At 70.9% G+C, this 16,068-nt stretch carries 4 protein-coding genes; all 4 read left to right on the top strand.

Going from position 1 to position 16,068, the window contains the following annotated elements; genetic code table 11:
- Positions 1-139 precede the first annotated feature (139 nt).
- Genes K8O92_16770 through K8O92_16755 form a run of 4 tightly spaced genes read left to right on the top strand, consistent with a single transcriptional unit; the run spans position 140 to position 16,060 of the window.
- Positions 140-13,444, top strand: coding sequence for an amino acid adenylation domain-containing protein (locus K8O92_16770; GenBank protein ID UAK35330.1), 13,305 nt, complete (start codon positions 140-142; stop codon positions 13,442-13,444).
- Positions 13,441-14,427, top strand: a complete 987-nt coding sequence (locus K8O92_16765; protein ID UAK35329.1) for an ATP-binding cassette domain-containing protein — start codon at positions 13,441-13,443, stop codon at positions 14,425-14,427. The genes K8O92_16770 and K8O92_16765 overlap by 4 nt, the downstream gene beginning before the upstream one ends.
- The gene (locus K8O92_16760; GenBank protein ID UAK35328.1) at positions 14,424-15,242 is read left to right on the top strand and encodes an antibiotic transporter; all 819 of its coding nucleotides are present in this window, start codon (positions 14,424-14,426) and stop codon (positions 15,240-15,242) included. The genes K8O92_16765 and K8O92_16760 overlap by 4 nt, the downstream gene beginning before the upstream one ends.
- Positions 15,242-16,060 (top strand): ABC transporter permease, encoded by an 819-nt coding sequence (locus tag K8O92_16755; protein ID UAK35327.1) that lies wholly within the window; start codon positions 15,242-15,244, stop codon positions 16,058-16,060. Before K8O92_16760 ends, K8O92_16755 begins: the two co-directional genes overlap by 1 nt.
- The last annotated feature ends 8 nt before the right edge of the window (positions 16,061-16,068 follow it).

Raw genomic sequence — 16,068 nt, 5'->3', positions numbered from 1 at the left:
AATACCCCCGCAGCGCCGACCGCGCCGGTTCAGAATTGACTTGCCGCGAGCTGTGCGGCGGCAGGTACTACCGCAACCGCGGCGGCTACGGGCGGTCATCGCCGGGTAGTCCGACCGCGGTCTGAACGTAGGACACGTCATGCAACAGCCTTCCCTTTCGGCGAAAAATACGGACACGGTTCTTCCCGACGGGGCCTTCGCCTTGTCGGCGGCACAGCGCGGCATCTGGTTCGCCCAGCACGTCGCCGGTGACACTCCGATCTCCATCGCCCAGTACGTCGAACTGAACGGACCGATCGACCTCGACCTGCTCGCGCGTTCGGCGCAGCAGGCCGGGCGCGAGTTCGGCACCGGCTACCTCCGTCTCGTCGAAGTGGAGGGGCACCCGTTCCAATTCGTCGACCCCACCCTCGACGACAGCCTGGAAACGTTCGACTTCCGCTCCGAACCCGACCCCGAGGCGGCCGCGCACACCTGGATGCGCGCCGAGTACGAGGCGCCGTTGGAACTGACCCGCGACCGCCTGGTGCGCATCGCCATGCTGCGCGTCGGAGCGGAACGCTGGTTCTGGTATTCCCGGATCCACCACATCGTGCTGGACGGTATGGGCGCGCTGACCATGGTGCAGCGCACCGGAGAGCTCTACAACGCCGCCGTGGAGGGCCGTGCAGCGCCGCCGGCGAAGGCGGAGGACCTGCGCAAGATTGTCGACGCGGACCTGGCCTACCGCAGTTCGGAGCGGTTCGTCGCCGACCGCGAGCACTGGCTGGCACATCTGGACGGCATGGCCGATCCGGTGAACCTGGCCGGTCGCACCGCGGGCGTGGACGGGCATCCGAGGCGGGTCGCGGGCGCGCTGCCCGCCGACACCGCCCGACTGCTGGCTGACGTCGCCGAGCAGGTGTCCTCCGGCGTCGCGCCGACCGTGGTCGCCGCGTTCGGCGCGTACCTGTCGGCGATGACCGGCGCACCCGAGGTCGTGCTCAGCCTTCCCGTGTCCGCGCGCACCACCGCCACGCTGCGGCGTTCCGGCGGCATGATCGCCAACGTCGTTCCGCTGCGGCTGCGCCTGACGCCCTCCACGACGGTGGGCGACGTCATCCGCGCCGCCCAGGGCGAGTTGACGGGTGCGCTGCGGCGCCAGCGCTACCGGCAGGAAGACATCTTCCGCGACCTCGGCTGGCCGATGGACGAGGCCGCGTCTTTCGGCCCCTCGGTGAACCTGATGATGGTCGACACCAGGATTCAGCTCGGCCAGGTCACCGGCCGGCTGCACGTGCTGACCTCCGGTTTGATCGATGACCTGTTCGTCAACCTGTATCCGGGCGTCGGCGGCGAGAGCACGCATGTCGACTTCCAGGCCAACGGCAACCTCTACACCGACGCCGAGCTGACCGGGCAGCACCGCCGGTTCCTGTCCTTCCTGCACCGCTTCCTCGCCGCGGGACCGGACGCGCCGTTGGCGACCGTCCCGGTGCTGTCGGCCGACGAGCGCGCGGACTTCGCCCCCGCGCGCGGCCCCGTGGGCGTCGCGGCGCGGACGCTGCCGGACATCCTCGCCGAGGGCGCGGCCCGGGATCCGCTGGCGACCGCGCTCGTCGAAGGCGAGACCGCGCTGACCTACCGCGGGCTGGACGACTACACCAACCGGCTGGCGCGGGTGCTGATCGCCGCGGGCGCCGGCCCCGAACACACCGTGGCGATCTCGATTCCGCGGTCGATCCAGTCGGTCCTGGCGACGATCGCGGTGGCCAAGACCGGCGCGGCGTTCGTGCCGATCGACCCGACCTATCCGGCCGACCGGATCGAGCACATGGTCGGCGACAGCGGAGTCGTCGCCGGGGTGACGACGGCGTCGGCGCGAAAGTCGTTGTCGGATCGGGTGTCCTGGCTGATCCTCGATGACGAGGGCACCGAGCGGGCGTTGGGCGAGCAGGACGCCGCACCGCTGACCGACGCCGAGCGCACCGCCGCGCTGCGCCCCGACCAGGTCGCGTACGTCATCTATACCTCCGGCTCCACCGGACTCCCCAAAGGCGTGCTCGTCCCGCATCGCGGCCTGGCCAACCTGGTGGCGAGTTCCGGCGCCGGTTTCGGCATCGACGCGAATTCGGTTGTCGCCCATGCTGTATCACCGAGTTTCGACATCTCCGTCGAGGAGATTCTGGTCACGCTCGCGGCGGGCGCGACGCTGGCCGTTGTGCCGCCGTCGGCGTACGCGGGCGCGGAGCTGGCTCAGGTGCTGCGCGCCCACCGCGTGACCCATCTCAACGTGACCCCGGCCGTCGTCGGATCGCTCGACCCGGCCACGCTGCCCGACCTGCGCACCGTGATCGTCGGCGGCGACGCCTGCCCGCCCGAGCTGGTCGCGAAATGGTCGGGCCGGACCTTGCTGAACGGCTACGGCCCCACCGAGACCACCGTCACCGTGACCCTCAGCGCCCCGCTGACACCCGACAGCCCGATCACCATCGGCGGTCTGGCCCGCGAGGTGTCGGCCGTCGTCCTCGACCCGTGGCTGCGGCCGCTGCCGCCGGGTACGACCGGCGAACTCTACCTCGCCGGTCCCGGTGTGGCCCGCGGCTATCACCGGCGCAACGGGCTCACCGCCGACCGATTCGTCGCCAACCCCTACGCGACCGGCGAGCGCATGTATCGCACCGGAGACCTGGTGCGCTGGGTCGAGCACGACGGTCGTGCCGAACTGGAGTACCAGGGGCGCAGCGATTTCCAGGTCAAGGTGCGCGGCTTCCGCATCGAGCTCGGCGAGATCGACGCCGCCCTGCAGCGGCATCCCGACGTCGACTTCGCGCTCACCCTCGGCGTCGAAACCGGTTCGGGCGCGACCGCGCTCGTGTCGTACGTGCTGCCGAAGCCGGGCGCGGAGTTGCATCCGGAGGCCCTGAAAGCCGCTGCGGGCGAAACACTCCCGGCCTACATGGTGCCCTCGGTGGTCATGGTGCTCGACAGCCTCCCGCTCACACCGCTTGGCAAGGTGGACCGCAAGGCGCTGCCCGCACCGGAGTTCGGTGCGCGCACGAGCACGACCAGGCCGCCGTCCACGCCACGCGAGGAGCTCCTCGCCGCGTTGTTCGCGGAGGTGCTCGGGCTGGAATCGGTAGGTGTCGACGAGAGCTTCTTCGCACTCGGCGGCGACAGCATCGTCTCGATCCAGCTGGTGTCGCGGGCGAAGGCGGCAGGGCTCGGGCTCAGCGCGCGCGATGTCTTCGAGCGCAAGACCGTCGCCGCGCTCGCCGCGGTGGCCGCCGAAGTACCGACCGGGGTGGTGCACGAGCTGCCCGGCGGCGGGGTGGGCGAGGTGGAGCCGACGCCGATCGTGCACGCGATGCTCGAGCACGGCGACACGTGGCAGCGGTTCGCCCAGGCCGTGCTGATCGATCTGCCCACCGGCATCGAGCGCGCGAGTCTGGTCGCCGCGCTCCAGGCGCTGCTGGACCGGCACGACGTGCTGCGCTCGACGCTGCGCCGCACGAGCGACGGCTGGAACTGGGTGGTCGCCGAACGCGGTGCGGTGCACGCGGGCCCCCTGCTCGACGTCGTGACCGCGGAGACGGATCTCGAGGCGACCTGCGAGGGTGCGTTGCAGCGCGCCGCCGACCTGCTCGACCCGGAGGCGGGCGTGGTCGCGCGCTTCGTGTGGATCGAGCGCGCCGGCGCCGCGCCGCTGCTGTGGCTGGTGCTGCACCATCTCGTCACCGACGGCATCTCCTGGCGCATCCTGCTGCCGGATCTGGCCACCGCCGCGCTGGGCGCCGAGCTCGCGCCGGTCGGTACCTCGTTCCGGCGCTGGGCCCACGGACAGCGCGAGCACGCGGCCACGCGCACCGCGGAATTGCCGATGTGGCAACGCGTTCTGGCCACGCCCGACCCCGCGCTCGGCTCGGCGCCGATGGACCCCGCCCGCGATGTGGTGGGCTCGATGGCGAATCTGACGACCCTCGTTGCGCCGGACATCGCGCGGACCGTGCTCACCACCGCGCCGGACCGTTTCCACTGCGGCGCCGACGACGTGCTGCTGGCAGGGCTCGTGCTGGCGCTGGCCCGTTGGCGAGGGCGCACCTCGGCGCTGTTCACGCTGGAGGGCCACGGCCGCGAGGAGACCATCCTGCCCGGCGCCGACGTGGCGCGCACGGTGGGCTGGTTCACCAGCGTCTACCCGGTCGCGATCGATCTGACCGGCATCGACGTGGCGGAGGCGTTCGCGGGCGGCCCCGCGGCGGGCGCGGCGATCAAGGCGACCAAGGAACAGCTGCGCGCCCTGCCGGACAAGGGCATCGGGTTCGGCATGCTGCGCTACCTGGTCCCGGAGACCGCGGCGGCGCTCGCGGACGCGCCCACCCCCCAGATCAGCTTCAACTACCTCGGTCGCGCGTCCACCGGCGGCGACGCGCAGCCGTGGCTGCCGCGCCGGTTCGCCGCGACCCAGGACGACCGCGCGCCGCTGGCCGCCGCGGTGGACATCAACGCCGTGCTCACCGACGCGGGCCTGGAAGTGACCTGGGCCTACGCCGCACGGCTGTTCGACGAGGCCGACCTCGGCGAGCTCGCCGCGCTGTGGGGGCAGGCGCTGGCCGCGCTCGCCGGGCACGCCGGGTCCGCGAGCGCGGGCGGACGCACACCGTCGGACTTCGACCTGGTCACCGTCACCCAGGCGCAGATCGATGCCTGGGAGCGCGACTACCCGAACCTCGCCGACGTGTGGCCGCTTTCGCCGCTGCAATACGGTCTGCTCTTCCACGCGCTCTACGACTCCGACACCGCGGACGGTTACACGGTGCAGTCGCTGCTCACCCTGGCGGGCACCGTCGACGCGGCCCGGTTGCGTCGCGCCGCACAGGCTTTGGTGACCCGCCACGAGAACCTGCGCGTCGCCTTCGTCGAGACCGAGGACGGCCCGCGCCAGCTGGTTCTGGCCGACGCCGAGATCGAGTGGCGGGAAGCGGATCTCACCGGCATGGCCGACGAGGACGAGCGCGCCAGGGAGCTGGACCGGCTGATCGCGCTGGACGCGCGCACCCGGTTCGAGCTCACCCATCCCCCGCTGCTGCGCTGCACGCTCATCCGGATCGCACCCGACACCTACCGCTTCGTGCTGACCAATCACCACTTGGTGCTGGACGGCTGGTCGACGCCGCTGCTCGTGCGCGAACTGCTCACCCTCTACGTCACCGACGGCGACACCACGGCCCTGCCGCAGGCGCATTCCTATCGCGAGTTCCTGACCTGGCTGGCGAGCAGGGACGACAGCGAATCCCTCGCGGCATGGACCGATTCGCTGGCCGGCATCGACACGCCGACCCGCGCGGTGCCCACCCTCGCCGGAATCGAATCGACCGAGACCGGGATGATCTCCGTCGACCTGTCCCGCGCCACCGTCGCCGGGCTGGAGACCACGGGCCGGGAAGCGGGCGCCACGGTGAACACCTTGGTGCAGGCCGCGTGGGCGATGCTGCTGGCCATGCTCACCGGTCGCACCGACGTGGTGTTCGGCGGCACCGTCTCGGGACGGCCGCCGGAACTGGCCGGAGTCGAGGAGATGGTCGGCCTGTTCATCAACACGCTGCCGGTGCGGGTGCGGCTGGATCCGTCGGAGAAGGTCACCGACCTCCTCGCGCGCCTGCAGTCCGAGCAGGTGCGGCTGCTGGACCACCAGCACGTGGGACTGGCCGCCATCCACCAAGCGGTGGGGCTGGCCGAACTGTTCGACACGCTGACCGTTTTCGAGTCCTATCCGATCGATCGCGAGGCGCTGTCGCAGGCGCTGGACATCGCGGGCATGCGGGTGCTCGACGTGGAAGGCACCGACGCGACGCCGTACCCGTTGAATCTCATGGTGATCCCGCTGCGCGGCGACAACGGTCAGGACACGCTGCGGATCACGCTGAAGTACATGGCCGACCAACTTCCGCGGGAAGCGGCCCTGCCGCTGCTGGATCGGTTCGTCCGGTTGCTCACCCAGCTGGCGGACAGCCCCCACGCGCTGGTCTCGCAACTGCAGTACTGCGACGAGGCCGAACGCGCCGCGCTCGTGCCGGTGCGCGGCCCGGAGTCGGTGCCGCAGGCCACCATGCCCGAGCTGCTCACCGCGGGCGCGCGGATCGATCCGGACGCGATCGCGATCACCGCCGGTGAACTCACCATGTCCTACGGCGAACTCGACGCCTGGTCCAATCGCTTCGCCCGGATGCTGCTGCGCCGGGGTGTCGGGCGCGAGGTGTTCGTCGTGCTGGCACTCACCCGCTCACTGGAATCGGTGGTCGCGGTGTGGGCGCTGGCCAAGACCGGCGCGGCGTTCGCCCCACTGGACCCGAACTACCCCGTGGAGCGCATCGAGCACATGCTCACCGACTCCAAGGCCCCGATCGGCGTGACGGTCACCGCGACCGGCGAGACGCTGCCAGGCACGATCGACTGGCTGCTGCTCGACGACCTCAACACCATCCGGCGGGTGATGACGGTCTCCGAAGCGCCGATCACCGACGAGGAGCGCGGCGGGCCGATCGACCTGGACCAGACGGCCTACCTGATCTACACCTCCGGCTCCACCGGCAAACCGAAGGCCGTGCTGCTCAGCCACCGCGGAATCGCGAACCTTGTCGCCGCGCAACGGGAGACGCTCGGGTTGGATCACACCGCCAGCGCGCTCCAGGTGGCCTCCCCCAGCTTCGACGCCTCGGTGTTCGAGCTGCTCACCGCGCACGGCGCGGGCGGCAGGCTGGTGGTGTCGCCGCCGGACGTCTACGGCGGAACGGAATTGGAAACCCTGCTGCGCACCCAGCGCGTCACCCACGCGGTGATCACGCCGTCGGCGCTGGCCACCATGGAACCCGCCGGCCTGGAACATCTGCGCGTGCTGGCGGTCGCGGGCGAGGCGGCGACGCCGGAGCTGATCGAGCGATGGGCGCCGGGCAGGCGCATGGTGAACCTGTACGGCCCCACCGAGTTCAGCATCTGGGCGACCGGCCCTGGCGAACTCGTCTCGGGTGAGCCGATCACGATCGGCGGACCGATCCGCGGATCGGCCACGGTGGTGCTGGACACCTGGCTGCGTCCGGTGCCCGTCGGAGTGCCCGGTGAGCTGTATCTGGCGGGCCCCGCGCTCGCCCGCGGCTACTTCAACCGCTTCGAGATGACCGCGAGCCGGTTCGTCGCCGACCCGTTCGGCGAACCCGGCGGCCGGATGTACCGCACCGGCGATATGGTGCGCTGGGTCGACAACGGCAACGGTTACGAGCTGGAGTATCTGGGCCGCAGCGACTTCCAGGTCAAGATCCGCGGCCTGCGCATCGAGCTGGGCGAGATCGACGCGGTGCTCTCCCGTGACGACGAGGTCGAGTACGCGGTGACCATCGGGCGCACCGGCCCTGCCGGGACCACCGTGCTGGTCTCCTATGTGCTGCCCGTCGAGGGCGTTCGGTTGGACGTCGAGCGGCTGCGCGCCCAGGTGGCCGCCGAGTTGCCCGGCTACATGGTGCCCGGCTACCTGGTGGTGCTCGACACGATTCCGCTCACCCCGGTCGGCAAACTGGATCGCAAAGCCCTTCCGGTGCCGGACTTCTCCGAGAGCCACCGCCCCTACCTCGCGCCGCGCACACCGGTCGAGGAGGCGGTGGCCGCGGTGTTCGGCGAGGTGCTCGAGCGCGAGCGAGTCGGCGTCGACCAGTCGTTCTTCGAACTCGGCGGCAATTCGCTCAGCGCGACGAAAGTGGTGGCGCGGGTGAACGCGGCGCTCGGCTCGCGGATCGCGCTGCGCGAGGTGTTCGACGCGCCGACCGTGGCTCAGCTGTCCGCCCGGGTGATCCCGGCCACCGGCGATGCGCCGGGCCGATTCGCCCTGGCGCCGCGGATCCGGCCCGATCGCGTTCCGCTGTCCCCCGCGCAGCAGCGCATGTGGGTGCTCAACCGGATGGATCCCGCCTCGGCCGCCTACAACATCGCGGTGGCGCTGCGGCTCACCGGCGAACTCGACGTCGACGCGCTGCGGGCCGCGCTCGTCGATGTGGTCGACCGGCACGAGAGCCTGCGCACGCTCTATCCGGCGGACGCGGAGGGACCGCGTCAGGTGGTGGTCGGCGCCGACGTCGCCGTGCCCGACATGCCGGTGGTCGGCACCGGGGACGGCGCGGCGCTGCGCGCCCGGATCACCGAACTGGCGGGCACCGGATTCGATCTCGCCACCCAACCGCCGCTGCGGGTGAGCCTGTTCCGGCTCCACGGTGGCCCGGAGCCTTCCGTGAGTGCCGCGCCGGTGTCGTCGGGTCATTCCACCGGTGCGGCGCCGGTCTCCTCCGGCCCCTCCGCGGGCACCGCACCGGTCGCGTCAGGCCATACGGCGAGCCCCGGCGAGATCGCGGCCGCCACGTCGGCGGTGCACGTCGTCGTGCTGGTCGTGCACCACATCAGCGCGGACGGCGCGTCGATGGCGCCGCTGGCCGCCGACCTGGTCGCCGCCTACTCCGAGCGGGCGGGCGGCGGGCACGCCATCCGCGTCCCGCTGCCGGTGCAGTACGCCGACTTCGCGCTCTGGCATCGCGAGGTGCTCGGCGACGAGGCGGACCCGCAATCACTGGCGGCCGATCAGATCCGGTTCTGGCGCGAGACGCTGGCGGGCGCGCCCGAGGTGCTGGAACTGCCCTCCGACCGGCCGCGCCCCGCGGTGCAGACCATGCACAGCGCCGATCACGGCTTCACCGTCGACACCGAGACGCACCGAGCGCTGGTGGACTTCGCCGCCGCGCACAACGTCAGCCCGTTCATGGTCGTGCACGCCGCGCTCGCGGTGCTGCTTGCCCGGCTCGGCGGCACCGACGACGTGGTGATCGGCACCCCGGTCGCCGGACGTGGCGAAGAAGCGCTCGACCAGCTCGTGGGCATGTTCGTCAACACTCTGGCGTTGCGCACTCCGGTCGATACCGCAGCAGGCTTCGTGGCGTTCCTGGACGCCGTCCGGTCCGCGGACCTGGACGCCTTCGCCAACGCGGACGTGCCGTTCGAGCGGCTGGTCCAAGTGCTGGACCCGCCGCGATCGACCGCGCACCATCCGCTGTTCCAGGTCTCGCTGTCGCTGCAGAACTTCGTCGAACCGGTCCTGGAGCTGCCCGGCCTGCGCTTCGAGGTGGAGGATTTCGACCGCAACGCCTCCCAGTTCGACCTGACCCTCGACCTGCGCGAGCGCTTCGCCGACAGTGGTCCGGCCGGCATCGACGCCGTGCTGACCTACGCGACGGATCTGTTCGACTCGGCCACGATGGCCGCGTTCGCCAACCGGTGGCGGCGAGTGCTCGCGGCGGTCCTGGCGCGGCCCGAGGTTCGTATCGCCGATATCGACCTCCTCGACGACGGCGAACGCGCGACGCTGGTGCCGGTGCGCGGTCCCGAATCCACCGGGACGACAACGCTCGCGAGGCTGCTGGCCGAGACCGCACACCGATACCCGCAGCGGCCCGCCCTGGTCGTCGGCGGATACACCACCACCTATCGGGAGATCGACGCGCACGCCAATCGCCTGGCGCGGGTGTTGCGTGAGGAAGGCGCGGGCCCGGAAACCGTGGTGGCACTCGGGCTTCCGCGTTCGGCGGAACTGTTGACCGGCGTGTGGGCCGCTGCCAAGGCCGGCGCGGCGTTCCTGCCGGTCGACCCGAAGCACCCGGTGGACCGCATCGACCACATGCTCACCGATTCCGGCGCGACGCTGGGCCTCACCCTCGCCGCCTTCCGCCCGATGCTGCCCGACAGCACGAATTGGCTGGTGCTCGACGACCTGGCCCTCGTGGAACGCTGGAGCGCCGCGAGCAGCCGCCCACTGGACGAGCGTAAACTGCCCAGCCCGATCCGGCTGGACAACGCGGCCTGGATGATCTACACCTCCGGCTCCACCGGCACGCCGAAGGGTGTCACGGTCTCCCACCGCGGCATCGCCGATTTCGTCGCCGCGCAACAGAAGTTACTCGAATTGGACGAGCACTCCCGGGTACTGCAAGTGGCGTCGCCGAGTTTCGACGCGTCGCTGTTCGAAGCGCTCATGGCGTTCGGCTCCGGTGGCGCGTCGGTGGTCGCGCCGCCGGAGGTGTTCGGCGGCAGCGAGCTCGCCGAGCTGATCGCCGCCGAGCAGGTCACGCACCTGGTGATCACACCGTCCGCGCTGGCCACCCTCGATCCCGCCGAACTGGCCGGCGTGCGGGTACTCGCGTCGGTCGGTGAAGCGGTCAGCGCCGAGCTGGTCGAACGCTGGGCCACCGGACGCACCATGGTCAACCTGTACGGCCCCACCGAATTCACCATCTGGGCAACGGGTTCGACGCCGATGGAGCTCGGCCTGCCCGTTTCCATCGGGACACCGGTCCACGGCGCGGCCGCGCTGGTGCTCGACGACCGGCTGCGCCCGGTCCCGGTGGGCGTGGCGGGCGAGCTGTACCTCGCAGGCCCCGCGCTGGCTCGCGGCTACCACGCGCGGCCGAGTCTCACCGCCGCCCGCTTCCACGCGAACCCGTTCGGCGCGGCGGGCGAACGGATGTACCGGACCGGCGACTTGGTGCGCTGGATCCGCGGCGAGGCGGGACTGGAACTGGAATATCTGGGCCGCACCGATTTCCAGGTGAAGGTGCGCGGCCAGCGCATCGAGCTCGGCGAGATCGATGCGGTGCTCGGCCGCGCCGAGGGCGTGGATTTCGCGCTGACGCTCGGCGTGCCCGGCCCCACCGGGGCCACCGCGCTGGCCGCGTACCTGGTCCACGCGCCCGGGGTCGAACTCGACGTGGCGAAAGTGCGCGCGTTCGCCGCCGACATCCTGCCCGGCTACATGGTGCCCTCGGCGTTCGTGGTGCTGGACGAGATCCCGCGCAACGCGGTCGGCAAACTGGACCGCAAGGCGCTGCCCGAACCGGAATTCACCACCGACCGCACCGAATACCGCGCACCGTCCACGCCGACCGAACAGCAGCTGGCCGGAATCTTCGGTGAACTGCTCGGCGTGGCGGAGGTCGGCGCCGACGATTCGTTCTTCTCCCTCGGCGGAGACAGCATCCTGGCCATCCAGCTGGTGTCGCGGGCCAAGCAGCAAGGCATCAACTGCACGCCTTTGCAGGTGTTCGAGCACCGCACGGTGGCGGCGCTGGCCGCGGCGGTCGACGCCGCGGGCACGACGGTGACGCTGGAGGAACTGCCCGGCGGCGGCGTCGGCGAGCTGCCTGCCCCGCCGATCGTGCACTACATGCTCGAGCGGGGCGGGAACTACGACCGCTTCGCCCAGACCGCGGTTTTGGAACTGCCGGTGGGCATCGAGCGCTCGCAGATCGTCGCGGTGCTCACCGCCGCGGTGGACCGGCACGACATCCTGCGCGCCCGGCTGCTCGCCGACGCCGAAGACGGCCCGCGCATCGTGGTCGGCGCGCCCGGCTCGGTCGACGTGGACGCGCTCGTGCACCGCATCGAATTCGACGCGATCGAGCCGATCGAGCTGCACGAGTTCGCCATGACCGAACTGGACGCCGCGGCCGACCGGCTCGATCCGGCGAACGGCACCGTGCTGCAGTTCATCTGGCTGGACCCGGTGGGCGCCGCGGGCACGCGCACCGGCGCGGGACGGCTGATCGTGCTGGCGCACCACCTCGTCATCGACGGCGTGTCCTGGCGCATCCTGGTGCCGGATCTGGTGGCCGCCTGGGCTCAGGTGTCGGTCGGCAACAGCCCGGTGCTCGCCGAGACCGGGACCTCGATGCGGCGGTGGGCGCACGCGCTGGCCGAGGAGGCACGCTCGGAACATCGGGGCGCCGAGCTGGCGTACTGGCATGACGTGCTCGACGGACCCGATCCGTTGATCGGCGGGCGGGAGCTGGATCCCGAGCTCGACCGGACCGGCACGCTGCGCATGGTCGAGCGGGAGGCGTCCGAGGAGGTCACCGCCGCGCTGCTCACCACCCTGCCCGGCTTGTTCCAGGGCAGTGTCAACGACGCGCTGCTGGCCACTTTGGCGCTGGCGCTGGTGCGCTGGCGACAGTCCGACCCGTCGGCGTTGCTGCGCCTGGAAGGTCACGGCCGTCAGGAAGAAGTGGTGCCCGGCGCCGATCTCTCGCGCACCATCGGCTGGTTCACCAGCATGTACCCGGTTCACCTCGACTTGGCGGGGATCGACATCGAGGACGCGCTCGCCGGCGGGCCCGCGCTGGGCAGGGCGATCCGCGCGGTGAAGCATCAACTGCTCGCGGTCCCGGACAAAGGCATCGGCTTCGGCTTGCTGCGCTACCTCAACCCCGAGACCGCGCGGCAGTTGCCGCGACGGCTGCCGGGACGGGTCGGGTTCAACTACCTCGGCCGGTACTCCACCGGCGACATCCCGGCCGGGCTCGAGGGCCTGGGCTGGCTACCGGCCGAAGATCTGGGTGACGTGCACGTCACCGAGGATCCCGGCGTGCCCTTGCAGGCGGCGATCGACGTGAACGCCGTGGTGATCGGGGACCGGCTGCGGGCGAGCTTCGGCTTCCCGTCGTCTCTGCTCGGCCGGGACGAGGTCGCCGAGCTGGCCGATCTGTGGATCGACACGCTGCACGCGGCGGCCCGTTTCGCGCAGTCCGCGGCGGCGCGGATCGCCGCCGAGGAAGAAGCGGCGGCCACGGCGCGTCCGGCCGTTCCGGCGGCGGGCGGACTCGGGCTCGACGTGGTGCTGCCGATCCGGCTCGGAGGCTCGCAACCGGCGCTGTTCTGCATCCACCCGTCATCCGGGATGTCGTGGACCTACCTGGGGTTCGCGGACGCGCTCGCGCCCGGCCGCCCGATCTACGGCCTGCAAGCGCCCGATCTGAGCGGCAACGAACCACCCGCGCGCTCGATCGAGGAGTTCGCCGAACGCTACGTGCGCGAGATCCGGACCCTGCAACCCGAAGGGCCCTACCACCTGCTCGGCTGGTCGTTCGGCGGCCTGATCGCCCACGCGGCCGCGGTGAAACTGAAGGCCGAGGGCGCCGAGGTGGGCGTGGTCGCGCTGCTGGACGCCGACACCTCCGATATCGACGGCCACAGCATCGAACGGCTCACCGCCGGGTCGTTCGTCCACTCGTTCGGCGCGGTGTTCGGCATCCACGACGTACCCGCGGACGCGACCGCGCAGCAGGCGGCGGACCTGATCCGGGAACGACTCGGCGGCGTCTCGCTGATCGACGCCCCCACGCTGGAGCGGATGGCCGGGTCGTACAACGCTGCCGCGCGCACCAGAACCGGTTACCGCCGCCCGGTGTTCGACGGCGACATCGTGTACTTCAGCGCGACCGTCGGCACCTCCGACATCTTCGGTCCCGACGGCTGGCGGCCGTATGTGACCGGCGAAATCATCAACCACGACATCGACGTCACCCACGACGAGATGACGGCGCCGCAGGCGCTGCCGATCATCGCGCGCGCACTCGATGCACATCTGGGAGGCCGAGGATGAATTCCGACCAAGGAGTCGTCGTCGAGGGGATCGAGAAATCCTTCGGCGCGGTCAAGGCATTGCGCGGAGTCGATTTCGCGGCCGAGCCGGGCGAGGTGCTCGGCATTCTCGGACCGAACGGCGCGGGCAAGACCACCACGGTGAACATCCTGTCGACGCTGATCCGGCCGGACCGCGGGCGCGCCGTGGTCGCCGGGTACGACGTGGTGGCCGACCCGGCGGCAGTGCGGCGCAGCATCATGCTGACCGGGCAGTACGCCGCGCTGGACGACATGCTCAGCGGCTACGAGAACCTCGTGATGTTCGGCAGGCTGATGGGCCTGCGCAAGCGGGCCGCCCGCGCCCGCGCGGACGAGCTGCTGGCCGAGTTCGATCTCGAGCGCGCGGCCGGCCGCCGGGTCGGCACCTACTCCGGCGGTATGCGCAGGCGCATCGACATCGCCTGCGGTCTGGTCGTCCGGCCCGACGTGGTGTTCCTGGACGAACCCACCACCGGGCTGGACCCGCGCAGCAGACAGGGCGTGTGGGATCTGGTCTCCGGCTTCAAGAAGGCGGGCATCACCACCTTGCTCACCACCCAGTACCTGGAAGAGGCCGACGCGCTCAGCGACCGCATCATCGTCATCGATCACGGCGTGGTGATCGCCCACGGCACCGCCGACGAGCTGAAGTCGCGGACCGGCGGCAGCTACTGCGAGGTCGTACCGCTGGATCTGAAGGATCTGCCCGCCATCGCCGCGGCCCTGGGTTCGCTGCTGCCGCAGGAGACCCGGGCCGCGCTGACCCCTGAGTCCGACCGGATCGCCGTGCCCGCCCCGGACGGCGCGCGGACGCTCGCCGAAGCGCTGCGCCGCCTGGACAGCGCGGGCGTCGAACTGGTGGACATCGCACTGCGCCGCCCCTCGCTCGACGACGTCTTCCTGCAGCTCACCGGGCATCTGGCGACGGTGGAGCAGACCGCGCAGCCGGAGGTCGTGGCGTGACGGCGGCGACCTGGCTCAGCCAGACCCGCGCCGCGCCGCTGCGACCGCAGCAATGGTGGGTGCTGACCACCCGGCTGATCGTGCCCTCGGTGCAGACCGGCGAGGTGCTCACCTCGGTGCTGGCCCCCGCGGCCTTCACCGCCAGCTTCTACATCCCGCTGAAGACGATCATGACCGTCATCGGCACCGGGTTCAGCAGCTACGCGCAGTACATGATGCCGCTGGTGATCCTCCAGGCCGCCGCGTTCACGGCCGTCTCGGCGGCCTTCCGCGCCGCCACCGATTCGGTCGCCGGGCTCAACCGGCGCTTCGGCTCGATGCCGATCGGCCCGCTGGTCCCGGTCGCAGCGCGCCTGTCCGGCAGTGTCTTCCGCCTGAGCATCGGACTGATCACCGCGCTGATCTGCGGCTACGTCATCGGGTTCCGTTTCTACCTCAGCACCGCGCACACGATCGGTTTCGTGCTGTTCTCCTTACTCATCGGTCTCGCGCTGATCTGGGGCGGGGACGTGATCGGCACCGTCTCGCGCAACCCCGAGGCGACCGCACAGGCGCTGGTGTTGCCGCCTCTGATCTTCGGCATGCTGTCCACCGGGATCGCTCCGGCCGACCAGTTTCCGGCCTGGGTGCAACCGTTCGTGCGCAACCAGCCGGTCTCGCAATGGGCCATCGCGTTGCGGGCGTTCGCCGGTGACATCGGGCCGAACGCCGGGCAGGTGAGCTGGTCGCTGCTGGGACCGCCGCTGGCATGGGCGCTCGGCATCCTCATCGTCTGCGTTCCGCTGTCGATCCGGCTGAGCTCGAGGAGGGCGTGATGGTACTGCTGGCGGATCGCAAGGACGAAGCGCGCACCGCTTCGGAGGTGTCGGTGTCGGCGCTGCTGCGCCACACCCTGATCCAGACCCAACGACTGCTGCTGCGCTGGGCGCGCAATCCGGTCACGCTGCTGGAGACGCTGATCATCCCGTGCCTGCTGTTGGTCATGCTGAACACGGTGATCGGCGGACAGATCCGGAAGTTCACCGGCGAGAGCGCGCTGTACGGGTCGGTGCCCATGGTCGCCCTGGTGGGCGCGCTGTCCGGCGCGGTGGCGGGAGGTGTCCTGCTCGGCCGCGAACGCGACGCGGGCCTGCTCGCACGGTTCTGGGTGCTGCCGGTGCACCGGGCATCGGGTCTGGCCTCCCGAATCCTCGCGGAGGGCTGCCGTATCTTCCTGTGCACCCTCGCCGTCGTCCTGGTCGGCTCCGTGATGGGATTCCGCTTCCACCAGAGCGTCGCGGCGACGATCGTCTTCCTGTTCATTCCGGTTTTGTTCGGCTTGGCCTTCGCCACCATCGTCACCTCCGTGGCCGTCTTCACCGCGAAGTCGACGCTGGTGGAGGGCATCACGATCCTCACCTCACTGATGATGTTCTTCAGCACCGGCTTCGTCCCGCTGGCCGCCTTCCCGAAGTGGATCCAGCCGGTGGTCCGCAACCAACCCATGTCGGTAGCGGTCGACACCATGCGCGCGCTCGCTTCCGGTGGGCCCCTCGCCCGCTCGCTCACCCTCACCGTGGTGTGGTCGCTCGGCGCGATCATCCTGTTCGCAGTGCCCGCGACGATCGGCTACCGCAGGGCCAGCCGACGCTAGATCCCGGC

It is taken from the genome of Nocardia asteroides (assembly GCA_019930625.1).
Classification (GTDB): Bacteria; Actinomycetota; Actinomycetes; order Mycobacteriales; family Mycobacteriaceae; genus Nocardia; species Nocardia sputi.
This window is presented reverse-complemented; position numbering and strand designations above follow the sequence as displayed.

What these genes read in the sequence shown, in the direction of transcription:
- K8O92_16770 (UAK35330.1), top strand. Translation starts at nt 140, where the DNA reads ATGCAACAGCCTTCCCTTTCGGCGAAAAATACGGACACGGTTCTTCCC.
- K8O92_16765 (UAK35329.1), top strand. Translation starts at nt 13,441, where the DNA reads ATGAATTCCGACCAAGGAGTCGTCGTCGAGGGGATCGAGAAATCCTTC.
- K8O92_16755 (UAK35327.1), top strand. Translation starts at nt 15,242, where the DNA reads ATGGTACTGCTGGCGGATCGCAAGGACGAAGCGCGCACCGCTTCGGAG.